17 protein-coding genes are annotated in these 22962 nt (G+C 56.8%); 6 read left to right on the forward strand and 11 right to left on the reverse strand.

Going from position 1 to position 22962, the window contains the following annotated elements:
* Positions 1 to 525 precede the first annotated feature (525 nt).
* Both J5M66_RS25030 and J5M66_RS25035 read right to left on the reverse strand, forming a co-directional pair.
* Positions 526 to 3972, reverse strand: a complete 3447-nt coding sequence (locus J5M66_RS25030; protein WP_207809233.1) for an NACHT domain-containing protein — start codon at positions 3970 to 3972, stop codon at positions 526 to 528.
* Between the two features lie 807 nt (positions 3973 to 4779).
* A complete protein-coding gene (locus J5M66_RS25035; protein ID WP_207809230.1) occupies positions 4780 to 5859 on the reverse strand; it encodes a Shedu immune nuclease family protein in 1080 nt (359 codons plus the stop codon).
* 522 nt (positions 5860 to 6381) lie between these two features.
* Here J5M66_RS25035 and J5M66_RS25040 point away from each other — a divergent pair.
* The 3 genes from J5M66_RS25040 (at position 6382) to J5M66_RS25050 (ending at position 10125) form a co-directional block, all read left to right on the forward strand.
* On the forward strand, positions 6382 to 7230 hold the full coding sequence (locus J5M66_RS25040) for a hypothetical protein (protein WP_207809228.1): 849 nt from the start codon (positions 6382 to 6384) through the stop codon (positions 7228 to 7230).
* Positions 7231 to 7470: 240 nt separating this feature from the next.
* A complete protein-coding gene (locus J5M66_RS25045) occupies positions 7471 to 8058 on the forward strand; it encodes a GNAT family N-acetyltransferase (protein ID WP_207817509.1) in 588 nt (195 codons plus the stop codon).
* Between the two features lie 147 nt (positions 8059 to 8205).
* A complete protein-coding gene (locus tag J5M66_RS25050) occupies positions 8206 to 10125 on the forward strand; it encodes a methyl-accepting chemotaxis protein (protein WP_123443353.1) in 1920 nt (639 codons plus the stop codon).
* A gap of 611 nt (positions 10126 to 10736) precedes the next feature.
* Here J5M66_RS25050 and J5M66_RS25055 read toward each other — a convergent pair.
* From J5M66_RS25055 to J5M66_RS25065, 3 genes are read right to left on the reverse strand one after another with little or no spacing between them, the layout of a single operon-like run.
* A complete protein-coding gene (locus tag J5M66_RS25055; RefSeq protein ID WP_207809226.1) occupies positions 10737 to 12287 on the reverse strand; it encodes an FGGY-family carbohydrate kinase in 1551 nt (516 codons plus the stop codon).
* Positions 12284 to 13879, reverse strand: coding sequence for a glycerol-3-phosphate dehydrogenase/oxidase (locus tag J5M66_RS25060; RefSeq protein ID WP_207809224.1), 1596 nt, complete (start codon positions 13877 to 13879; stop codon positions 12284 to 12286). The genes J5M66_RS25055 and J5M66_RS25060 overlap by 4 nt, the downstream gene beginning before the upstream one ends.
* Complete coding sequence (locus tag J5M66_RS25065; RefSeq protein WP_207809221.1) at positions 13876 to 15480, reverse strand: FAD-binding oxidoreductase; 1605 nt, start codon at positions 15478 to 15480, stop codon at positions 13876 to 13878. Before J5M66_RS25065 ends, J5M66_RS25060 begins: the two co-directional genes overlap by 4 nt.
* A 188-nt stretch (positions 15481 to 15668) precedes the next feature.
* Between J5M66_RS25065 and J5M66_RS25070 the strand changes: the two genes are divergently transcribed.
* Both J5M66_RS25070 and J5M66_RS25075 read left to right on the forward strand, forming a co-directional pair.
* Complete coding sequence (locus J5M66_RS25070) at positions 15669 to 16685, forward strand: AraC family transcriptional regulator (RefSeq protein ID WP_130902749.1); 1017 nt, start codon at positions 15669 to 15671, stop codon at positions 16683 to 16685.
* Between the two features lie 478 nt (positions 16686 to 17163).
* Positions 17164 to 17529 (forward strand): DUF6124 family protein, encoded by a 366-nt coding sequence (locus J5M66_RS25075; protein WP_207809219.1) that lies wholly within the window; start codon positions 17164 to 17166, stop codon positions 17527 to 17529.
* Positions 17530 to 17600: 71 nt separating this feature from the next.
* Here the strand turns inward: J5M66_RS25075 and J5M66_RS25080 are convergent, their stop codons facing one another.
* The 4 genes from J5M66_RS25080 to J5M66_RS25095 form a co-directional block, all read right to left on the reverse strand.
* Complete coding sequence (locus J5M66_RS25080; RefSeq protein WP_016771789.1) at positions 17601 to 17969, reverse strand: glyoxalase superfamily protein; 369 nt, start codon at positions 17967 to 17969, stop codon at positions 17601 to 17603.
* A gap of 118 nt (positions 17970 to 18087) precedes the next feature.
* Complete coding sequence (locus J5M66_RS25085; RefSeq protein ID WP_207809218.1) at positions 18088 to 19545, reverse strand: D-aminoacylase; 1458 nt, start codon at positions 19543 to 19545, stop codon at positions 18088 to 18090.
* Between the two features lies 1 nt (position 19546).
* Positions 19547 to 20407: a MurR/RpiR family transcriptional regulator gene (locus J5M66_RS25090; protein WP_207809215.1), complete on the reverse strand. Its 861-nt coding sequence runs from the start codon at positions 20405 to 20407 to the stop codon at positions 19547 to 19549.
* 16 nt (positions 20408 to 20423) lie between these two features.
* Complete coding sequence (locus J5M66_RS25095; RefSeq protein WP_123443404.1) at positions 20424 to 21773, reverse strand: GntP family permease; 1350 nt, start codon at positions 21771 to 21773, stop codon at positions 20424 to 20426.
* A gap of 391 nt (positions 21774 to 22164) precedes the next feature.
* Here J5M66_RS25095 and J5M66_RS25100 point away from each other — a divergent pair, with 391 nt between their 5' ends.
* Positions 22165 to 22326 (forward strand): hypothetical protein, encoded by a 162-nt coding sequence (locus tag J5M66_RS25100; protein ID WP_016771791.1) that lies wholly within the window; start codon positions 22165 to 22167, stop codon positions 22324 to 22326.
* A gap of 7 nt (positions 22327 to 22333) precedes the next feature.
* On the opposite strand, the gene J5M66_RS27080 is transcribed toward J5M66_RS25100, so the two are convergent.
* Together J5M66_RS27080 and J5M66_RS27085 are read right to left on the reverse strand one after the other, a co-directional pair.
* On the reverse strand, positions 22334 to 22642 hold the full coding sequence (locus J5M66_RS27080; protein ID WP_243433018.1) for a Fic family protein: 309 nt from the start codon (positions 22640 to 22642) through the stop codon (positions 22334 to 22336).
* Positions 22636 to 22950 carry a hypothetical protein gene (locus tag J5M66_RS27085; protein WP_241196140.1) on the reverse strand — a complete coding sequence of 105 codons (315 nt, stop codon included), beginning with the start codon at positions 22948 to 22950 and terminating at the stop codon, positions 22636 to 22638. The genes J5M66_RS27080 and J5M66_RS27085 overlap by 7 nt, the downstream gene beginning before the upstream one ends.
* Positions 22951 to 22962: the final 12 nt, after the last annotated feature.

A 22962-nucleotide genomic window follows, 5' to 3' on the forward strand; every position in this document is an offset into this window, starting at 1 on the left:
ACCCCGAGGCTATCGAGCGCCGCCCGGCCCTTGGCGACCCCATCCCCGCCCTCCCCTGGATTCGTCAGGTTTTCCATCAACACAATGCCAATCAAGCCTGCATTGAATTCAAGGGGCTCGAACCCTGATGCGGGATGCAGCGCCTTTAATAGACTTACCCTGTGCAATCAACACCAAAATTATAGCCTATATCGTCTTACTTCTTAGATGACCTTTATGGATTGCCTGCATCTGCTCAGCACCAGGTGTACAGCTCCCGCGAAACGTGCTGCTGGCTCAGCCACAACTGACTCCTTGTCATGATCATCTATGAGACCCGGAGTTATCAGAAGTCGATGGGACGGTTCCGCCTAGACTCGATTGCAGCGATATCCAGCAGCATCTCGTAACATAGCTGGGGCAGTGAATTGGACATAAGTCTGTTGGCGCTAAGATTAAAAGAGACGAAATACAAACGCCATCGCTCGAATCCAAGCCCAGCCAATCAGATGCCTAAAATACTTCCCACCCCATAAATAAATCGTTTTACTCCCGCTTCCGCGTGGCCGTGGAATGAACTAGATCATTACGCTGTTGCTCCATGATAGTTTTACTAATTGAACTTCGCTTACGATCTAGCCAACCGGCCTGACTTAACATATTTCCCACTTCCATCGATGTGCGCCAATACTCCAACAATTCTTCTTGGCTATTTTCGGACTGACCAACGACTAATGAGTGGATAAGGATAGAAAGCTTAACAGGTGGATAATCGAAAGCAGGCGAAACTCGAAGCCTCGCAATAAACTTCTCGATTGATGACACACCTTTCTTCTCATACCCACCGCAAGTCCAGACCCATATGTCGAATAACACCATCCACGCAGCAAAATAAAGTGCTTCTTCATCAGCGTCCGAGAAAAGCGCCCTACTCTGCATTTCAATTCGCGCCTTACTACTATAAAACCTTGCGACGCTTTGAGGCAACTTCCTGGCAAGCCCTGAATGTAATGCTTGATCCCACAGCCCGCCAATTTTTATTCCTGAACAACCTTCGAAATAACGATAAAAACTTCGTTCAAATATATCCGAGTCTCGCAATATCGCCCAAAACATCCCAGGATCGTCTTCTCTCTTTACCGCGTACTCCGAGTGAATTAGATTAATCCCCTTAGTAGCCTCAACTTGACTGCGGATCTTTAATAATTTCTCGGGAATACCTAGACTTCTAGCTATTTCCCGTATCTGACCCGATTGATATGAGTTGACACGCGAAGAGGTTTTCCCCTGCCCTGGAACTGCTTCAATGAATTTATCAATGCAATGCGCGAGCCTAGAATTATTGCGAATTTTTGGACGATCACTTTTAAGACAGCTCATTAATGAACGCTCGATTTCCAACGGCATATCTCTAACCAAGCTGGAAGCAATACTGACCATATTCATTCCGTTATCTCTTAGAGGTCCGCCGCCACACCCAACTAACGCCAACTCTTTAAAGAACATACGCGAAGCTGAGGAGCCTTCATCTAACGCAACCGAAGAAGTCATTAATATTGCTGCTTCGGCGTTTGTACTTGGGCTGTTGAATGCCAAAAACACTGATAGCGCATGAAGTCTTTCAGCAATTGCATGCGTTTTATGCGAACTTTCCTCACCATTCAAAAACTTAGCAACATCACTTTCGACTGTTTTATTCACAGGCGGGCAGCTTAGAATCAGCTCCCATTCAGTTGGAAATACCAAAGCCGCATTAATCAGAAGCATTTTTGTTCGGTCTGCTACAGAAACAGAATTATAAACCTTATGCCACACACGCTCGCACAATTTTTCGTTCGTATCTTCTTTCAACAGCCAGTGTAGAAAAGATTGAATTATAGCATTCACATCACTACTATCTTTTAATTTCAACAACGTTTCAAAACAGTTAGCTATAATATTATCCACGTGATTTTCGGCAGGTTCTATAGCGTCACGCAAAAGCCCCAGAAGAAGGAGGCTATTATCACGTGTCAGTTTAGATTCGCCATCTTCAAGTAGACGCTCAACAAAATATGCCTGCGCTTGAGTAGATCGTAGGCTAGCTACAAGTAATCGAACCACCTCTCTCCATCTTGGGTTTCGCAGGTCTCCCCGGAGTTCTGTCCAAATAGAAGCAGTCCCTCCTGTTTCGCCGAATGCGGCCAAATGAGTCGCACAAAGATACTCTTGAAACGTTAAGTGAATAAAACTATAAAGCCCGTCACCAGCCTCTATCAGTAGTCCGGCCGAATTCTTGATGAAATCGACAAAAACTTCTGCTTGGTCTTCAGCCAATTCATCTTGTGGACGCAAATTTTCGTGTTCAGAAATATGTTTCGTAAGAAACTCAATCAGTTCCCCCCTGGGCGCTACTGATCGCCCCTTTCCTTTTAAGCTTCTTCTGTGCATCCAGTAAGCAATAGCTTCCACTCGAATGCGGTTGCGCCGCTCTATCCTACCTTTAGCTGACTCCTCATCTTGCCGCTTGGCTTTGTACCAAGTGTTAAGCAACGTCTCAGTACATTTCTGATATAGCACAACTCGCTGATCTGGAAGCACAGCATCAATTCGGTGAACTAATGCTACAATTGTCAAAAGCAAAGGATTTCGAGCGAGCTCACGAATCGAATCACTATCCGGATGCTTAATAATTTTTACTAAATCCGCAGCATTTCTATCTTTTTCTACCGCGTCATCAATTCTCGCAGCGTACCAGTCATTAATAAAACGTTCTATTTCGCTAACTTTCAGTTTCGCCACTCGATAGTGACCATATGAATCATCAAACCTACTTTCCGCTTCGTAACCTACAAGCCTAGACGTCACAATAATAGTGATCACTGGAAAGCTTTCAGCAAACGAGTCAATTCTCTGTCGTATTAAAGACTTAAATTCCTTTGACGGCAATTCATCAAGACCATCAAACAACAAAACAGCCTGACCACTTTCTATGTAATAATTAAAAAATGAATCCTGCAAGCCACTCATGTTAAAGTCGGCCTGTGCAACCTCCAGTATATAATCGAGAATAGGGAGATTGCGCCTATGCTTTAGCTCGTCAGCATATCGACGCAAAGTCACAACTATGGTTAGCCTATTATCTTCGTTGGTATCACATCGTGCCTGTAAAGCTTTATTAATCCCAGCCAATGCTAAAAAAGACATTAGCGTGGATTTTCCTGAGCCCGGATCACCCAAAATTATGTTTTTTGCACCAGGCCTCAAGAACATATAAGGATTGATTCTTGGTGTATCTTCCACCTCTTCTACCGAGCGCTCCGGCACTACTGATAGCGGTATATAGATATCTTCAAGAGGGATACGGCGCGACGCTTCGTCTTTGTATACAGACATTCCGACGAATTCAATCCGCCCATATTTTTTCCTCATGTTATCGTCATATTGAACTCGCCATGCCTGTATAGTCTTTTGGTACTGATTTCCAGAGTGTACTAGGGATGGGTAATAATATAGACAAAGAAAATGAGCCTGCAAAAAAAGCGAAAGTAGTTTTGAATGTCCAAAATGCTCGATCTCAATTTCAGAATTCTCCGACCGGAGGTCTTCAAACCAACTAACATCACCACCACCGCTTCGTCTTCCGGAATTCTTAAAGTCATCCGGCGTTACAATCACCCACTTTTTTAGCTTCAGTTTCTCAGTGCATTCCAAAGCATGCTTAAGAGATTTTTTAATTTCTGCTCGGTGCGCATCACTCAGTGGAGATGGAAAAAATTTATACTGGTAACCAACCGCATCTCTAGATTTTTTAGCTCTTGAATATCCATCTAGACCCTCGAAATCACCTGATGCGTCATCAAAAAGTGAAAAATCCGAACCGTTTTTTTTGGCTTCCTGAAATAATAGCAACCCTATTATTCTTGCAAATTCTTTGCCACCTTCTGTTCCAGAAGGAAGTATTGAAGATAGAGATTTAACCGCTGGAAGTCTTTTGCCAATTTCCGTATCCATAAATTTCCTTAAAAAATATGAGAAACTTAATATCCAACTCGCTGTTTTTTTTGTAATTGAACTGAGCGCTTTGCATCAGTAACCGCGTCGCTTCATACCTCACGCTTTACCTTCGCTATCCAGCTCTGGATCCGATTTAGCATGGCATTTTGACAGTATAGAATAGCTTGCTGACGCCGAAAACAGGTCACACCCATTACCAAATGCTCGCAGATAGGCAGATGAGAATCTGCCGAGAGCTTCTTTCCTGCCTAATGGGTCTGCTCCAGCCCCTTATCCGTTACACCGGTTACCTTAGTAACACTCCTGAAGACTCTTAAAAAAATGCTGTGTAACCTCTAAAATAATCAATAAATACAGACAGTTAGCGACTTCCGTTACACTCGTAACACGCGTTACATCGATTTTTAGATAGGTGCGTGAACCCCGCTCCCCGGAAGCATCAATGCCTCCAGCGAATCTCAGATGCAGTTCCAATCGTTTTCCAGGGCCCCCGAGGTGTTCCTTAGGGCACGGGGTCGGAAACCCGTGTGATCTTGGCAGTGGCTGATTTTTGTACATTGGTTGACAGGTTGACTTGGTTGACGGCCCAAGGTGTCCATAATCATCAACACAAACGGCCATCGTTACCGCTGCGGTAACGATGGCCTTTTTTCAGCAGAATTCTTTCGATTTCAACGCCTGAAATTTCAGTAACTTTGAAATCCTCCCACTAACACAGTCCTGCGGGTTTCCGACCCCGTACCACTCGAAAATGCTCAGGGTCCCCAGCGCACTTTTGAAACCCGGTCGGTCTAAGCCAAGCGCTTAAGAACGTTGAAGCCTACGTATCCAAGTGTCCCAGGACTCAACCCTAATTGGTGGGGTGAAGTGGTGTTCGTAGTCGTGCCTTTTAGCACTTTCCGCACGATCATCAACCGTCCGTCCTCCTATGAGTACCGTACGAATGTTGATGTCCTTCTGAGGGTCGACCTCGAGTCCATCGTGCGGTCCTACGAAAGCGTTGTGAATTAGGTCTCCTCGCTCAGCTCGTACCCTGGCTGAATGGACGTGATCTCTGAAGGTTGAGAGTTCTCGATAGATGTGGCCTAAGCGGTTCCTCAGTTGGCCTGCTGCCTGATGGATCTTGTGATTGAACTCCTTGTAATGGTCCGAATTCAGCAAGTTGAAGTCAGCTCCTTTTACCTCGATCAGAATTACGTCCATACGCGATCGCCCGGTCAGCACCACGAAGTCAACGTAACCGTCTGCCAAAGGAAACTCGGAAAAACAAATGTACTCATCATCAGGTTGAGCGTAGGTCTCTGCAAAAATTGAGAGATCCCTTTTCAAGAGAAATTGGAGATCTCGTTCGCCAGCACCTGCACAGATCAATGCCTCAACTTCCGCCCTAGAAATCATTCCATTCTCGATTTCCAAGCGACGCTTTATTACCGCATTGCTCCCTCGATAGGGAGAGTCGACAAATGGGTTTCTGGAAAAACGTAGCCGATCCGCTTCCGCAACGATGCGACCGTTTTCCCAACTCCGTTCATCCAACTCCACTGATGGACACCCCATCAATCGACATGCCTCCTCACGACTAATTGTTTCCCAATGCGTCCCCCCAGGAGACTTCACGGTGACAATGTCGAAGGTGTCGCCCCGAGGGTCTTCCCGCTCGTAGTGTTCCAAATATGTCGCAGGCCCCATGACGACACCTAGCACCTGAAGCGACTTGATAATGCGCTCGACGGCATTAGTGACTGACTGGCCATCATTTTTATCGCCCAAGTCAGTAAGCAGAACCACTATTCCTGACTCGTTCACGAATGATCTAACCCGACATAAACCTCGAGCCAAGCGCGAGCCATCAGGGTAGTTGTGGACAATATCCGTTATCTTCATACGTAGAGGCTCCTTCTCCATGGTGTGGGCCAAGCGACAGCTCACCGATGATGCGCAACCGCAGGCGATATTGCACGATCAGTGATCAAGGATCAGTCAAGCAATACCGGCGTGTATCCCATTCTGTATCCCAAAAAATCAACACCCGAACAAACCCCAATGGATACGGCACATTGCAAGTCCGGTTCAAACGACCCCGGCCCACCAACTCTCAACGACAAAGCCCGCCCAGTGCGGGCTTTGTCGCATCTGGGGTTAGTCGAATGGCCGCCCATTTCCTTCACATTCTCAAGCCTGCCGGTGGCTGTGAATGTTCGAAGCGTACTAAGAGGACGCTGGGGGCTGCGGCACCGCTTTGGCTCATCTCCAATTTAACCAAACCAGTTTGGCTGTAAGACGAGTGCGCTTGTGTGATAGCAAAACCACAGCCATCCCCTTACCATTCCGCGGCTGGCTGGAAGCCTCGCAGAGAAAACCGGTTCGCATGTGGAAACTCAACCTGCACAAGGAAGGCAATAAACCATGAGCTTCATCGAAACAATCCAATCCAAGGAAGTCGATATCTACATATCGGCGTTCTTCACTATCCTCGGCCTGATTCTGGGAGCCATTCTGGATCGGGTACTGAAAGGCGATTCTCCACAATCCGCCAATCAGCCGGGCCATTCGGTAAACCTGACCTTCAACACGGTGGTCAATCCACCGCCGGGCGTGAACGCCGCCAGCACAAGCCAGGACATGACTCCAGTCATCTGCATGATGATGGTGATTGCCGGGCTGATTTATGTGTTTTTCCGGGCTGAGATACTCAACCTGCTTTCCTGGATCACGCTATTCACCATTTCCCTGTGGGCTGGCGGAACCTTGCATAGCCTTTATCGGGGCTTCTTCGCGGGCATTAAGTGGGTCGTTGCGCTGTTGTTTTGCTTGGCATTTTGCGTGGCCGCGACGTATGTCACCGACGAAGCTTTTATGCCCACCCTGGCGCCGCAAAACTTTCAGTACAGCCAGCAGATCATCAATGAGCAGGGCCTGACGGGAATAAAGAAATATTTCGTCCTGCTAGACATGCACTGGTTCCTGCTGCACCTGACAGGCGTAATGCTGTTTATCTATACCAGCCTTCGGATGATGCTTTTTTCAACCTACTTCATCGTTGCGGGTGCACATGCCAATAACAACGGTACTCACGAACCTTGGCTTTCCAGAAAAACCCGCAAGTACGCCAATCTGCGCAAAAACATCATCTTCATGCCTATCCTGCTGGTTCTCGCGTACCTGCTTACCTCGGGTCTTGCTTTCGACTGGTTCATCCACACGATGCCAAATCAGGTCAATGCGTTGATGAACACGGTGCTGTATGGGCGCTGATATTTTCATCGTGCGCTGAAAATCGACTGGCGGGACACCAACCCGGTTGGCAGAAGCGACATGAATTTTTCTTCACTGCGCCCAGCCGGGACAGCCTGTAAAGTCCACTCGCTCATTCAAGAAACTACGGTTCGCCCGCGCTCCTAGCGGGCTTTTTTTCGCCCATCATTTCCCCGCACCTTGCCGCTCCCCACCATATTGCGCGACTCTGCCTGCAGATCCCTCGCCAAGGAGCGTTCGATGCCGCTGTTATCCCTGCCCTGCCCGCGCCTCACGCTGGCGATCCTCTCCCCCGATCAGGCCGAGCTCGAAAGCGCTTTCTACCTACGCAACCAGCGTCACCTCGCCCGCTGGTCGCCCATCCGCACCACCGACTACTTCTCCACTGCCAACATCCGTCGTCGCTTGGAGATCCAGGCCAGCGCCTTCGAGGCCGGATTGGCGATGCATTTCGCGCTGCTGTCGCCGGACGGTCAGCAGATGATCGGGGCGTGCAATTTCAGCGGGATTATTCGTGGGGCGTTGCAGGCGTGTTATTTGGGTTATCACATCGATGAGGCGCATCAGGGGCAGGGTTTGATGCAGGAGGGGCTGGAGGCGGGGATTGGTTATATGTTCGATGTGCAGAATCTGCATCGGATCATGGCCAATTACATTCCCGGCAATGAGCGCAGTGCGCGGTTGCTTGAGCGTTTGGGTTTTGAGCGTGAGGGGTATGCGAAGGCGTATCTGAATATCGCCGGGCGTTGGCAGGACCATGTGCTGACGGCGTTGGTCAATCCCGGGTTCGAGGCGCCGGATCAGCGCTGGTCGCGGCGCCTGGGTTGAGTTGCGCTAAATCTGTCAGACAAAAATCCTTTCAGCTCTCGGGTTTGCGGCCGATACAGACCTGCTAACACCCCTGCTGGCTCAAAAGAACAACAATCTTCCAGCTTAACTGACGACCAAGAAACCCAACGTTTCTGGAGGATTTGCATGAATAGCTGGTTCGGTAACATCAGCGTGAACATGAAACTCGGCCTGGGCTTCGGCCTGGTGCTGGCCCTGACCTGCATTCTGGCGCTGACCGGCTGGACCAGCCTCGGCGGCCTGATCGACCGCAGCAACTGGATGAGCGACATCACCCAGCTCAACGCTGGCCTGACCAAACTGCGCGTGGTGCGCCTGCAATACATGCTGACCAACGGCGACGAAACCGCCGCGCAGAATGTGCAGACAACCCTGGAAAGTTTCGCCGCTCAGCAGCAGGCGTTGATCAGCAAATTCAAGAGTCCGGAGAACGTCAAACTGCTCAAGCAGCAGGCCGCGACCATCGCTGAATACCAGACCTCGCTGAACAAAATGCGCAACGCCTATCGCACCGGCAACAGCGCGCGCGACACCATGAGCGCCAACGCCCAGACCGCCTACAACCTGATCGAATCGATCAGCCAGCGCGTGCAGCAGTTGGAGTTGAGCGATCAGCGTTTCGAACAGTTCCAGGCGGTTACTGCGGCGAAGGAAGCGTTCATCCTCGCGCGCTATGAAGTGCGTGGTTACACCGCGACCAGCAACGCCGAGACCGAGCAGAAAGCCGTCGGCCAGATCGACGCGGCCATCGCCAGCCTCAAGCCACTGAATGCGCAATTTGCCGCGACTCAGCAGGATGCCTTGCGCCAATTGGAAACCGCGCTGACCAGCTATCGCGGCGCGTTGATGGCGTACAAGAACGCCAACACCGATGCGGTGCAGGCGCGTAAGGAAATGACCGATCAGGGCAACACCATCGTCGCCCTGAGCGAGCAGCTGTACCAGATTCAGCTCGATCGCCGTGATGCTGAAAGCGCCCAGGCGCGCACCTTCCAGTTGATCAGCACGTTGCTGGCGCTGCTGGTTGGCGTGATTGCAGCAGTGATCATCACCCGTCAGATCACCCGTCCGTTGCAGGAAACCCTGGCCGTGGTCGAGCGCATCGCCAGCGGCGACCTGACCCAGAATGTCACCGTTACCCGTCGCGATGAACTCGGCGTGTTGCAGCAAGGCATTGCGCGCATGGGCGTGACCCTGCGTGATTTGATCAGTGGCATCCGCGACGGCGTCACTCAGATCGCCAGCGCCGCTGAAGAGTTGTCGGCCGTGACCGAGCAGACCAGCGCCGGTGTGAACAGCCAGAAAGTCGAGACCGATCAGGTCGCCACCGCCATGCACGAAATGACTGCCACCGTGCAGGAAGTTGCGCGCAACGCCGAAGAAGCGTCGCAAGCCGCCGCTGCTGCGGACGGCGAGGCCCGTGAAGGTGACAAGGTGGTGAATGAGGCCATCGCACAGATCGAGCGTCTGGCCAGCGAAGTGGTGCGTTCGACCGAAGCGATGAGCGTGCTGCAACAGGAAAGCGACAAGATCGGCAGCGTCATGGACGTGATCAAGGCTGTCGCCGAACAGACCAACCTGCTCGCACTCAACGCCGCGATCGAAGCAGCGCGTGCCGGTGAAGCCGGGCGTGGATTTGCTGTGGTTGCTGACGAAGTGCGCGGTTTGGCTCAACGCACGCAGAAATCCACCGAGGAAATCGAAGGTCTGGTCGCCGGTCTGCAGAACGGCACCCAGCAGGTTTCGGCAGTGATGAACAACAGCCGCGCGCTGACCGACAGCAGCGTCGCCCTGACGCGCAAGGCCGGCGCCTCGCTGGAAAACATCACCCGCACGGTGTCGAACATCCAGTCGATGAACCAGCAGATCGCCGCCGCTGCCGAACAGCAAAGCGCCGTGGCCGAAGAGATCAGCCGCAGCATCATCAACGTCCGTGACGTGTCCGAGCAGACCGCAGCGGCGAGTGATGAGACGGCAGCGTCGAGTGTTGAACTGGCGCGGTTGGGTGGTCAGTTGCAGCAGATGGTCAGCCACTTCCGCGTTTGACGTTAGTCTTGCGCTGAAGCTGAAATCGAATCGCGGGCAAGCCCGCTCCCACAGGTTTTCGTGGTCGAGCACTGTTGATGTGTTCACCTCGATAACTGTGGGAGCGGGCTTGCCCGCGATGGCGGTGGGTCAATCAAATCCATGTTGCCTGACACTCCGCATTCGCGAGCAAGCTCGCTCCCACATTTGGATTTGTGTGACTCACCGGATTTTGAGCACACCGCAGATCCCTTGTGGGAGCGGGCTTGCCCGCGAAGGCGGTGGATCAGCCAAATCAACATTGCCTGACACTCCGCCTTCGCGAGCAGGCTCGCTCCCACCTTTGGATTTGTGTGCCACGCTGGATTTTGATCACACCGCAAAACCCTGTGGGAGCGGGCTTGCCCGCGATGGCGGTGGGTCAATCAAATCGACGTTGCCTGACACTGCGCATTCGCGAGCAAGCTCGCTCCCACATTTGGATTTGTGTGACTCACCGGATTTTGAGCGCACAGCAATACCCCTGTGGGAGCGAGCCTGCTCGCGAAAGCGGTGGATCATTCAGATCATCATTGACTGAAACTCCGCCTTCGCGAGCAGGCTCGCTCCCACAGGGGTCTATGGTGTCGGGACTATTCGGGATACCCGGTGATTTTGCGGATGCTTTGGTACAGCGGTTTGAGCTGCCGGTACATACGCAAATACACCTCTCTGTACAACTGCTCATAAACCTTCTGCGCCTCAGGCTGTGGTGTGAAGACCGCTCCAACCCGAGTCATCGCCGCAATGGCCGATGGGAAATCCCGATGCAATCCCAACCCCACCGCACAACAAATCGCCGCCCCCAACCCGGACGCTTCATACACATGCGGGCGCTCTGCCGGCAGGCCGAAGATATTGGCGGTCAGTTGCATGGCGGCGTCGCTTTGTGAGCCGCCGCCGGCGACGCGCAGTCGCTGGATCGAGACCTTTGAACGTCGCTCGATGTTCTCCATGCCCTGGCGCAGCGCGTAGGCCAGCCCTTCGAGAATCGCCCGGTAGACGTGCGCGCGGGTGTGTACGTCGCCGAAGCCGATCATCGCGCCTTTGGCTTCCACGCCCGGTTCGCGGATGCCCGGTGACCAGTAGGGTTGCAGCATCAAACCCATCGAGCCCGGCGGCACCGCGTCGACCAGTGCGTCGAACAGTTGCTCCGGTTCGATGCCCTGTTCTTTTGCCTGTTGCATCTCGCGCAGGCCGAATTCGTTCTTGAACCAGCTGACCATCCAGTAGCCGCGATAGATCATTACTTCGCAGTTGTACTGATCGGGCACGGCCGAGGGGTACGGCGGGATCAGCGGGACGATTTCCAGATAGCGCGAGCGGGTGCTGGTGATGGTCGCGGTGGTGCCGTAGGACAGGCACACGGTGCGCGCATCGACCACGCCAGAGCCGATCACTTCGCAGGCCTTGTCTGCGCCTGCGGCAATCAACGGCAGGTCCTCGGGGATGCCGGTGTGCCGAGCGGCTTCGGCGCTGATGTAGCCGAGGGTTTCGCCGGGTTTGTGCAGGGTCGGCAACTGCTCCGGGCGCACCGCCAGTGCCTGCCATTTCCAGTCGCGCGGTGCCGCCCACTTCAGCCGTTTGAAGTCGAAGGGCAGATAGCCGACGCAGCAGCCGATGGAGTCGACGAAGCGCCCGCACAAGCGATGGGTGAGGAAGCCTGAAAGCAGTAAATACTTGTCGGTCGCCGCCCACACTTCGGGTTGATGCCGGGCGATCCAGTTGGCCTCGGCCTGGGCGCGGAAATAATCCACCGTCGCTTGGGCGCCGACCAGTTTGAACAGCCAGCCCCACGGCCCTTTGATGCCGCCCTCGACCTCAGCCTGACGTTGATCGAGCCAGACAATCGCCGGGCGCAGCGGTTTGCCCTCGGCGTCGACATTGATCACGGTGCCGCGCTGGGTGGTCAGAGACACGCCGGCAATCTGCGCACGGTCGATGCCGGTCTGCTGCCAGAGTTGCTGGCAGGCCTCGCCGAGTTTCGCCCAGTAATATTCCGGATCCTGCTCGGCCCAACCGGGTTGCGTCGAGTAGTACGCCTGCAAGTCGACTTTGCCTTTGCCGAGCAAATTGCCCTGCAGATCGAAGAGCAACGCGCGCACGCTCTGAGTGCCGTTGTCGATCGCTAACAGGTATTTCATGGGGTGATCTCCGGCAAGCCGTGATCGCGCAGCCACAACAATTGATAACGCTGGATTTCCGCTAGCCAGCGCTCATCGTCCCAGGCCAATCGTGGCTGGCAGAGCGTGCGAATTGCAGGCAGATAATCCTCACCACCGCGCGGCAGCAACAGGCCCAAACGGGTGCGGCGCAGCAGCAAATCATCCAGGTGCAGAATCATTTCCGCCTCGCAGGCGAACGCCAGTTCTGCCCACAAAGTATCGCTGGCGCCAACCGTTTCCGGACCGAGTTCGCCGAGCAATTGCTTTAGCCTCGGTAGGTCTCGACCGTGACGCCCGGCCAAGCGTCGCCATTGACTGGCGCTCAGTCCCGCAATTGTCAGCGGCGGCACAGCGGCGAACACCGGCGCGCCGTCATCGACAAAAGAACGCCCGAGCATGACCGCACACGCCTTGAGCACTTCGATCGCTTGCGGGCGAAATGTGGTCAGTTTGCCGCCGGCCAACGTCACGCAACCCGGCTCCTGCCACAACACATGTTCGCGGGTCTCGTTGGACGGTTTGCCCTGCTGCGCACCCGTCGCGCTGCCGACCACGGGGCGCACGCCTGACCAAGTTGAAAGCACGTCGTCGACGCCCACTTCGGCACCGGGAAATTGCTGCTGGCACGCGGCGAGCAGATAGTCGAGTTCGTCACTGGAAATGCGCGCGCTGTGGTCGAGGTCTTCGCGGTGATCGAGGTCCGTGGTGCCCACCACCGTCGCGCCTTCCCACGGAAACACGAACACCGGGCGCCGATCATGCGCATGCAGAAAGGTGAACGCCTGCGCCACCGGCAAACGCCAGCCCGGCAGCAACAGATGACTGCCGCGCAACGGTCGCAATTGCTTCGCTGACTCAACGGGACGCAAGCGCTCAGCCCAAGCGCCCGTAGCCACGGCCAGCACGCCAGAGCGCAATTGCAGCGTCGCGCCGCTCTCGCCATCTTCGATCTGAACCCCGCACACCCGCCCGCCTTCACGCAGCAGTTGCGTGACCCGCACACCATTGAGTACCACCGCGCCATCGGCCCGGGCCTCGCGCAGTACGCGCATCACCAGCCGCGCATCATCAGTCAGCGCATCGACAAAACAGCTGCCGCCGAGCAGGCCGTTTTCCTTCACCCCCGGCGCAAGAAAACGCAGTTGCTGGGCGTCATGAAAACGATGGTTGCGCCGCCCCGCCAGCGCGTCGTACACCGAGAGCAAGCCGCCCATGACGCGCGGCCCGGGAAAGCCGCCGCGATAGTGCGGCATCATGAAACTCATCGGCTCGACCAGCCCCGGCGCTTCGTCGAGCAGGCGCTGGCGCTCGCGCACCGAATCGCGGGTCAGGCGCCACTGGCCCTTGGCGATGTAACGCAAACCGCCGTGGACCATTTTCGATGATCGGCTGGAGGTGCCCCAGGCAAAATCGCGCTGCTCCAGCAGCAGACAACGCCAGCCCCGGCGCGCGGCTTCGCGGACGATCCCGGCGCCGCTGATGCCGCCGCCGATGACGATCAGGTCCCAGATATCATCCGCCAAGGTCGGCAGAATCTGCTCGCGCCACTGCGCGTTCCATTCCGCCGTCATGGCCGCGACTCTGGCAACAGCGTGCCCGGGTTGAGGCGCCCTTCCGGGTCGAAATGTTCACTCAGCGCCTGCAACGTCTGCATCGTCAGCGGGCCTTTTTCCCGTAGCAGATACGGCGCGTGATCCTTGCCGACGCCATGCTGATGGCTGATGGTGCCGTGGTTGTCGACGATGGTCTGGCTGGCCGCGTGTTTGAGCATCCGCCAGCGCGCCAGCGTCGCGGCATAGTCGGCTGCCGGGCGAAACACGTAGGTGGTGTAAATGCTCGATCCTTCGCCGTAAACGTGCGAGAGATGAGTAAACACATGCACGCGCTCGCCCTCGGCGGCCAGGGCATCGCGCAGGCTGTTTTCGATCAGGCTGAGCAAGTGGTCGACGTTGCTCCAGTCGGTGGCCGTTTCGAGGGTGTCCACCACGTAACCGGCGTTCCACAGGTTCTCGCGCAGGTAAGGAAAACGGAAGCGGTTCTGCGCCCACTTCTTGCCCAGCAGGGTGCCGGTGAATACGCCGCCGAAGGCTTTCAGATGCTGGCGCGCGTGTTTCAGCGACAGTGCGTTTTGCTGGCGATTGCCGGTGACGCCGAAGGTCAGCAGGCATTTGCCGTCGCCGGCGCCGCGCAGCTTGAGGTACTTTTCCAGCCAGGCGATCTGCTGCGGATGGCCGGCCAGCGCCAGTTGCGTTTCGGTTTCCACCGCGTTGGACAGGCGCAGCATCGACAGCGGTACGCGCGCCTGCGCCAGTTGCCGGATTGCTTGCAGCGCCTGCGGCCAGTCGGGCAGGAACACACCGTAGAAACGTTCGTCCGCCGGCAACGCACTGACCCGCACCTTGACCTCGGAAATGATCCCGAAACGGCCCTCGCAACCGAGCACCATTTCACGCAGATCCGGTCCAGCCGCCGACGCCGGAAACGTCGGAATCTGCAGAGGCCCGGCGAAGGTTTCCAGGGTGCCGCCGGCGAACAATTGCTCGATCCGCCCGTAGCGCAACGACTGCTGGCCGCTGGAACGACTGGCCACCCAACCGCCCAGCGTCGAGAGCTCCCACGACTGTGGAAAATGCCCCAGCGTGTAGCCGCGCGCGCGCAATTGGCTTTCGACTTGCGGCCCGCTGGCGCCGGGGCCGAATGTCGCCAGCAGGCTCTGTTCGTCGAGGTCGGTCAGGCGATTCATCCGCGCCAGCGACACCGTCAGCACCGGCCGCGTGGAGTTTGGCGGATTGATGTGTCCGGCCACCGACGTGCCGCCGCCGTAGGGAATCAGGCACAGATCCTGATCATGGGCGAGCGCCAGCAATTGGCGGATCTGCTCGGCGGTTTCGGGAAACGCCACGGCATCGGGATACGTGCCCAGTGCGCCTTCGCGTAATGCCAACCAATCCGGCAGGCTCTGGCCGCGCGCGTGCAGCAGGCGATCGTGAGTATCGATGCTGTACAAGCGGTGCGGCACCAGGCGCGAGGTCGGCACTTGCGCCAACGCCGCTGCCAACGTCGCATCGGGCAATGCGCGGCCAGCGCCCAGGCGTTCGTGGAGAAATGTCGTGCCCTGGGCCGGCAGTTCGACCACCGTGCCTGCCTCGCCCCAGCCGTTCCAGCGTCGCATGCGTATGTCCTTTTTCTGCCGTTGGATCAAGCTTGCATACTAGTCAGCGCTGGAGATCTGTCACGGTCGCATCCGGCCAGATCATGTAGCGAATGGCGCCAAACGTCCGGGCATTTACTTTCGCCGGGCAATCCACTTACCTTGCGGCATTCATTCGCTCACGCGCCGTCGATCAAAGGACCGCGACCATGCCCTCGCTCGGCTTCACTTCCGTTCCGCCGCTGCTCAAATACCTGCGCCATGCCGAACAGTTGGGCATGGCCATCGAGCCTGCATTGGCGGCGGCCGGGTTGCAGGCGCAGCAGTTGAGCGACAACACCTTGCGCCTGCCAGGTGAGGTTCACGAGCGCTTGCTGGATTATTTCTGCGAGCACTCGGGCGATGGGTTGTTCGGGCTGCATGCGGCGAATTTCGTCCTGCCCAATTCGTGGAGCGTGCTCGGTTACATCACCATGAATTGCGCGACGCTGGGCGATGCGATGAGCCGGATCATGCCGTTCGAAAAACTCGTCGGCGACATGGGCGTCAGCCGCGCCGAGGTGCAGGGCGAGCACGTGCATCTGATCTGGGCCTGCCGTTACCAGCGGCCACGGATTCGTCGGCATCTGGTGGAAAACGTGCTCGGTTCCTGGCTGCACTACGCGCGCTGGATCGCCGACACGCAGCTGTCGCCGGCCTGCGTATGGCTGGAGCATGCGCGGCCGGATGCGGTGACGCTGGCCGAGTACGAGACGTTTTTTGGTTGCCCGGTGCTATTCGATCAGGCGTATTCGGCGCTGGTGGTGCCGCTGGCTTATTTGCAGTTGCCGCTACGCCAGGCCGATGCGCAATTGCTGCGAACCCTGGAAGAACACGCGATGGGTTTGCTGGCGACGCTGGAAGATGCGTCGCTGGCGCAGCAGGTGAAAAACATTCTGCGCGGTTTGCTCAAGGAGGGCTTGCCGCGCAAGGAGCAAGTGGCCGAACAGCTCAGCGTTTCGGTGCGCACGTTGCAGCGGCAGTTGCAGCAGGTCGGGACGTCGTATCAGCAGATTCTTGATGAGCTGCGTCAGGAGTTGGCGGAGCACTACTTGCTCAATAGCACGTTGCCGGTTCAGGACATTGCGCAGTATCTGGGTTTTACCGAACCGCGCTCGTTTCATCGCACGTTTAAGAGCTGGCGCGGGATGCCGCCGGGGGAGTTTCGGTTGCGGAATCGGCGGTGATGCTGATGGCCCCTTCGCGAGCAAGCTCGCTCCCACAGTAGTTTTTCGGTTGCCTGCACTTTCGAGTTCATCGCAGATCCCCTTGTGGGAGCGAGCTTGCTCGCGAAGGCGTCATTCGCCACACCGATTAAACACGTCTTGGCACAACTGTTTAAAGCCGCCAGACATTCAGCGAAACCACCCACAATTCCTTGCGCCGCTGCCTACGCCTGCGCCAGAATCCGCCGGCTTGTGCGCCCCAGACCTCATCGCTACTGTAATTGCGTCACTGCCTATCAGTGATCGGGTTTAGTAGCCCGGAGTATTTGGGGTGCATCGTTCATCAGACAGTCAGGTCTCGCCTGAGCTTTATGGTGGCTGTGCGCAGGGCGCTCTCGGGCGCGCCGGTTTCCCAGATCCCCGGTCTACTAACCTGCGCACAGCTGCCTCCACTTTCTTTAGTAGGAAAGCGGTGGCCAGCCAAAATGAGGATCTGGATATGTTCAAAGTAACCCCAAACCCGCCACCCACAGACCCGGCATCCCCCTACGAATCCGCCGACTCAAAGAAATTCCACGAAGCCGCCGACCGCGCCCTCGATCATTACCTCGGCCCGTCCAGCGCTGAATTCATGGCCCCGCCCTACAAGTCCAACACGCTGTACATGGCCAATCCCGACGCCGACAACGAATCGCTGTTGGCCGACGCCTGCGAAACACTAGGGTCGGCGACGGTGATGCTCAACGATCAGGCGGGGCTGGTGAACGGCTCGCAGCGCAAGACGTTGCAGGGCATTGCGCAGATTGTGATGGTCGCGGAGATGGCAGTGAATCGGGTGCTGGATCGGTTGGTGCCGACGGAATGAGGTGAGCGCCCGCAAGTATTAATGATGCCTGCGGGCAATCCCAAGAGGTCAGGTCGCGCTAGGCGTTCAAGTCAAAGACTGATCGCATTGGTAAACACCAACCGATTGCCAAACGGATCGGCAATGGTCATGTCCTGACTGCCCCACGGCATCGCCTGAATCTGCGGATGCGAGAACTTGTAATCCTTGGCCATCAGTTGCTGCTGAAACGCCTCCAGCTCATCGGTCTCGATACGCAGCGCCGAACCCGGGCAGGCATCGCCGTGATGCTCGGACAGATGCAGCACACACTCGCCCCGTGACACCTGCAGATACAGCGGAAAATTCGCTTCGAAGCGGTGCTGCCAGTCGATCTTGAAACCGAGAAAATCGACGTAGAACTCGACAGCCTTGGCCTCATCGAAGATCCGCAGGATCGGGGTGGTTTTGCCGAAGCTCATGGGGTGCTCCCTGACTGAATGGCCCCACAATGTAGACGGGGAGGATGTCAGCAAATCGGCTTGTGGATGGCTTTCTTTAATTGCAATGTGCCATCACTGTGACGCACACCACGAATCCTTAACGAAAGTGGTCGCGCAGGTCGCCCTGTCGCGCAAGAAACCGCCCTGCCCTCGCCCCATTCGCCTGTCCATCGCGATAACTCAACACGCCGTTGACCCAAACCCCGTCGATCCCCTGCGCCGCCCGTTGCGGATCGTTGAAATCGGCCACGTCACGCACGGTCGCCGGATCAAACAACACCAGATCCGCCCAATGTCCTTCACGAATCTCGCCCCTTTCCTGCAAGCCAAAACGCGCCGCCGACAGGCCGGTCATCTTGTGCACGGCGGTGTGCAGCGGAAACAACCCGACGTCGCGACTGAAATGGCCCAGCACCCGTGGGAAAGCGCCCCACAGGCGCGGATGCGGGAACGGGTCTTCGGGCAGTCCGTCAGAGCCGACCATCGAAAGCGGATGGGCGAGGATTCTTCTGACATCGGCCTCGTCCATGCCGTAGTACACCGCGCCCGCCGGTTGCAGACGTTTGGCGGTTTCTTCCAGCGACAGTTTCCATTCGCCAGCAATATCGATCAGGTCGCGCCCGCTGACTTCCGGGTGCGGCGTCGACCATGTGATGGTGATGCGATGGGCATCGGTGACTTGCTTCAAATCCAGGGTCGAGGAGCTCGCCGCGTACGGGTAGCAATCGCAGCCGACCGGATGGGTTTTCGCTGCCTCTTCCAGCGCTGCGAGCAATTGCGGACTGCGTCCCCAGTTACCGACGCCGGCGCATTTGAGGTGGGAAATGATCACCGGCGATTGCGCGTGGCGGCCGATCTGAAATGCTTCGTCCATCGCCTCCAGCACCGGGGCGAATTCGCTGCGCAGATGGGTGGTGTACACCGCGCCGAACGCCGTCAGTTCTTCGGTCAGTTGCATGACTTCATCGGTGGACGCGTTGAAGGCGCTGGCGTAGGCCAGGCCTGTGGATAAACCCAACGCGCCAGCCTCGAGACTGTCGCGCAACTGCGCGCGCATGGCGGTGATTTCGTCGGGGGTCGCGGTGCGGAACAAGTCGTCGAGATGATTGCTGCGCAGCGCCGTGTGGCCGACCAGCGCGGCGACGTTCAGCGTGGGATTGGACGTTTCGACGGCGGCGCGGTAGTCGCTGAAGCGCGGATAGGCGAACGCCGCTGCGCTGCCGAGCAGGTTCATCGGGTCCGGCGGATTGCCCTTCAAACTCACTGGCGAAGCGCTGATGCCGCAGTTGCCGACAATCACCGTGGTCACGCCCTGGCTGAGCTTGGGCAGCATCTCGGGTTGGCGGATGACCACGGTGTCGTCGTGGGTGTGCACGTCGATGAAACCCGGCGCCAGCACCCGGCCGGCGGCGTCGATTTCTTCGCTGGCGCGGGCGTCAGGCAGATCGCCGATGCGCTCGATGCGGCCATTGAGAATTGCCACGTCGGCCTTATAGCCGGGCGTGTTGCTGCCGTCGATGACCAGCGCGTTGCGAATCAGGGTGTCGTACTGCATGTCAGTCTCCCAGCGGCAGGTGATCGTCGCCGCCACGGTATTCGTCGAGGGCAAGTTTGATTCGCCGCAGACGTTCTTGATTGTCTTCAGGGCTGGCCAGCGCCAGCTCGGTGGCGAGCACGTCGATGGCCAGCAGCATGCCGTAGCGCGCCGCCGTCGGTTTGTAGATGAACGAGGTTTCCGCGCCTTGCAGCGGCAGCACGACGTCGGCCAGTTCCGCCAGTGGTGAATCGCCGCGAGTGATGGCGAGAATGCGCGCGCCGTAGTTGCGCGCCAGCTCCACGGTTTCCAAAAGCTCCGGGGTGATGCCGGTCAGCGAGCAGGCGATCAGCACTTGCTCGGCGTTCAAACTGGCGGCGGTGACGCGCATCATCACCGCGTCATGACACACCGCAATCGGGTAGCCGAGACGCACCAGGCGCACCTGCAATTCATCGCTGCACAGGGTCGAGCAACCGCCCATGCCGAACGCGTGAATCATCCGCGCCTGACCGAGTAATTTCACTGCGTCGGCGAAGCGCGATTCGTCGAAACCGGCCAGATGCTGGCGCAGGGTGGTTTCGATGTCGCCGACGATCTGCCCGTAGAACGCCGACTGCTCAGGCGTGCCCGCCGGGTCGAGAAACCGGCTGCCAACGCCGCTGGCCTGGGCCAGTTGCAGACGCAGATCACGCAGGTCGCGACAGCCGACCGTGCGGGCAAAGCGCGACAGCGTGGCGGTGCTGACCTCGGCCCGGTGCGCGAGGTCTTCGAGGCTGGCGCTGGCGGCAAAGCCGACATCGTCGAGCATCAGCCGCGCAATGCGGCCCTCGCCGGCACTGAAGGAATCCTGGCGGGCGCGGATCTGGTAGAGGATGTCCATGGGCGGCGGGCTCCGGTCACAGCAGGTAGGAAAGGCCGACGGTCAGCGCGAAAGCGACCAGCGAAATCAACGTCTCAAGCACGGTCCAGGTCTTGAACGTCTGCGCGACCGTCATGTTGAAGTATTCCTTGATCAACCAGAAGCCGCCGTCGTTGACGTGGGAAAAGATAACCGAGCCCGCGCCAGTCGCCAGCACCAAAAGCTCAGGATGTGGATAACCCAGACCGATGGCCACCGGCGCGACAACGCCCGATGCGGTGGTCATCGCCACGGTTGCCGAGCCAGTGGCAACCCGCATCAGCGCAGCGAACAACCAGCCCATGATCAGTGGCGACAGGTGAAATTCGTGAGCGAGGCCGACGATCTGATCGGTAACGCCGGCATCCACCAGAATCCGGTTCAAGCCGCCGCCAGCGCCGACCAGCAAGGTGATGCTGGCGGTGGGCGCGAGGCATTCGTTGGTGAACTTGAGGATCGATTCGCGGTTGAAACCTTGGGCAATCCCTAGCGTCCAGAAGCTCAGCAAAGTCGCCAGCAACAGCGCGATCACCGAGTTGCCAATGAACAGCAGGAATTGATTGAACGCGCTGCCGGGGGTGGAAATCAGGTTGGCCCAGCCGCCGATCAACATCAGCACCACCGGCAGCAGAATGGTCGCCATGGTGATGCCGAAACCCGGCAGTTTGTCGCGCGGTTCGCGGTCGAGAAATTGCTTTTCCAGCGGGTTGTCCGCCGGCAATTGAATGCGCGGCACGATGAACTTGGCGTACAGCGGCCCGGCGATGATTGCGGTCGGAATGCCGATGGCGATCGCGTACAGCAAGGTCTGCCCGACCGAGGCCTGATAGGCCTGCACCGCGAGCATCGCCGCCGGGTGCGGCGGCACCAGCGCATGCACCACCGAAAGGCCGGCCACCATCGGCAGCCCGACCATCAGAATCGACACGCCGACGCGGCGTGCCACGGTGAAAGCGATTGGCACCAGCAAGACGAAACCGACTTCAAAGAACAGCGGCAAGCCGACCAGAAACGCAATGCAGACCATCGCCCAATGCGCGTTCTTCTCACCGAATTTCTCGATCAGCGTGCGCGCCATCTGCTCGGCGCCGCCGGACTCGGCCATCATCTTGCCGAGCATCGTTCCCAACGCCACCACCAGCGCAATATGCCCCAGCGTCTTGCCGACTCCGGCCTCATACGCACCGACCACAGCCGACGCCGGCATCCCGGCCACCAGCGCCAGGCCCAGGGAAATCAGGGTGATGACAATGAACGGATTGAGCCGGTAACGGGCGATCAACACGATCAGCGCGATGATGGCCACAGCGGCGTAAACCAGCAGCCAATAGCCGAGGGAAGGCGTCATGCGGTACTCCTCGAAAGGGTCACGTTCGAATGGGTTGTGAAACTCATAAATCATTTCGAGATCGAGATTTCAAACCGCATGAAAGTAATTTTCGTGGAGAGACAAGAGGTGTCGCTGATGGATATGGGGTGTCGTGATTAATGAAAATCGGAGGGCGGGATTTTCATGGCATTTCAAATCTCCACTTAACTCTGTGGGAGCGAGCCTACTCGCGAAGACGGCTTCACATTCAACATCTGCATTGACTGACCCACCGCTTTCGCGAGCAGGCTCGCTCCCACGGTTTTGATCGCACCCTTCCAGACAGAACGCTGTCGACCTCTTGAACCGAGTATGTCGACGCTTCGAACGAGCGCTATACTCACTCAAGGTAATTACCCGGGATCACGCCATGGCCATCGTACGTCGCAACCGAAAAAAATTGACCCAGGACGCCCTGATCCGCTCAATCGCCAGCTCCACAGCGATCGAGACCGGCCAAAGTGTCGATATGATCGAACGCAAGCTCAAGGCCAAATCCGGCAAATTCCAACACCTCGCATTGGCCAGGTAGGCTTCTCTCAAGCCCACAGTGCTCGCCGGACCCAATATTCCATTGGCTGGTAGTTGCAGTTGAGGCCTTGATTTATCGCAGCAAAGTAAGCCTCTTTGTTTCGCTCCCAACTGCTGTAATCCAACGGAACATAGCCCGCCTGCACCGCCATCACGTCTGCAAGTAATCTGGACAACCGTCCATTACCCTCCCGGAATGGAGGAATCAAAATGAATTCCACATGCGTTACGGCGATGGCGTGAATGAGGTTCTCATCAAGATCAGGTTTACACGGGGTGAATTCAGCAAGGCGTTCCTTCTCAAAACCCTCTAACAAGCGCGGAATCTGTGGGGCCGCAGCAAAGAAAAACCGTCTTTGCCAAGGTTGACCGCCCGTATTTCACCCGCCCAAGGATAGATATTGCCCAGCCAGTACCGATGCCAATCCCTCAAGTCCTGAACAATAATTGACCGTGCCGGTAAACGCTCGATCAGAACCTGCTGGTAAAGTTTTTCCAGCAGAGTCAGCTCGGCGTCATCCATCTCTTCAGGATCACTGATTCCCAGCTTGTTGCTCAGTACCTGCTCATCCGAGCCGGCCTGAAAACTGCCCTGTGCCCCCTCTGCCTCGTAACGATCAACCATTCCCGAACCTGC

Source organism: Pseudomonas sp. 67(2021) (assembly GCF_017491835.1).
Lineage (GTDB): Bacteria > Pseudomonadota > Gammaproteobacteria > Pseudomonadales > Pseudomonadaceae > Aquipseudomonas > Aquipseudomonas atacamensis.

Bases quoted from the DNA above. Each gene is read 5' to 3' on its own strand.
- J5M66_RS25100 (WP_016771791.1), top strand. From the start codon at position 22,165: ATGGCCATCGTACGTCGCAACCGAAAAAAATTGACCCAGGACGCCCTG.
- J5M66_RS27085 (WP_241196140.1), bottom strand. From the start codon at position 22,950: ATGGTTGATCGTTACGAGGCAGAGGGGGCACAGGGCAGTTTTCAGGCC.
- J5M66_RS25080 (WP_016771789.1), bottom strand. From the start codon at position 17,969: ATGAGCTTCGGCAAAACCACCCCGATCCTGCGGATCTTCGATGAGGCC.
- J5M66_RS25095 (WP_123443404.1), bottom strand. From the start codon at position 21,773: ATGACGCCTTCCCTCGGCTATTGGCTGCTGGTTTACGCCGCTGTGGCC.
- J5M66_RS25065 (WP_207809221.1), bottom strand. From the start codon at position 15,480: ATGCGACGCTGGAACGGCTGGGGCGAGGCAGGCACGGTGGTCGAACTG.
- J5M66_RS25040 (WP_207809228.1), top strand. From the start codon at position 6,382: ATGAGCTTCATCGAAACAATCCAATCCAAGGAAGTCGATATCTACATA.
- J5M66_RS25075 (WP_207809219.1), top strand. From the start codon at position 17,164: ATGTTCAAAGTAACCCCAAACCCGCCACCCACAGACCCGGCATCCCCC.
- J5M66_RS25090 (WP_207809215.1), bottom strand. From the start codon at position 20,407: ATGGACATCCTCTACCAGATCCGCGCCCGCCAGGATTCCTTCAGTGCC.
- J5M66_RS25055 (WP_207809226.1), bottom strand. From the start codon at position 12,287: ATGAAATACCTGTTAGCGATCGACAACGGCACTCAGAGCGTGCGCGCG.
- J5M66_RS25085 (WP_207809218.1), bottom strand. From the start codon at position 19,545: ATGCAGTACGACACCCTGATTCGCAACGCGCTGGTCATCGACGGCAGC.
- J5M66_RS25070 (WP_130902749.1), top strand. From the start codon at position 15,669: ATGCCCTCGCTCGGCTTCACTTCCGTTCCGCCGCTGCTCAAATACCTG.
- J5M66_RS25060 (WP_207809224.1), bottom strand. From the start codon at position 13,879: ATGACGGCGGAATGGAACGCGCAGTGGCGCGAGCAGATTCTGCCGACC.
- J5M66_RS25050 (WP_123443353.1), top strand. From the start codon at position 8,206: ATGAATAGCTGGTTCGGTAACATCAGCGTGAACATGAAACTCGGCCTG.
- J5M66_RS25030 (WP_207809233.1), bottom strand. From the start codon at position 3,972: ATGGATACGGAAATTGGCAAAAGACTTCCAGCGGTTAAATCTCTATCT.
- J5M66_RS25045 (WP_207817509.1), top strand. From the start codon at position 7,471: ATGCCGCTGTTATCCCTGCCCTGCCCGCGCCTCACGCTGGCGATCCTC.
- J5M66_RS25035 (WP_207809230.1), bottom strand. From the start codon at position 5,859: ATGAAGATAACGGATATTGTCCACAACTACCCTGATGGCTCGCGCTTG.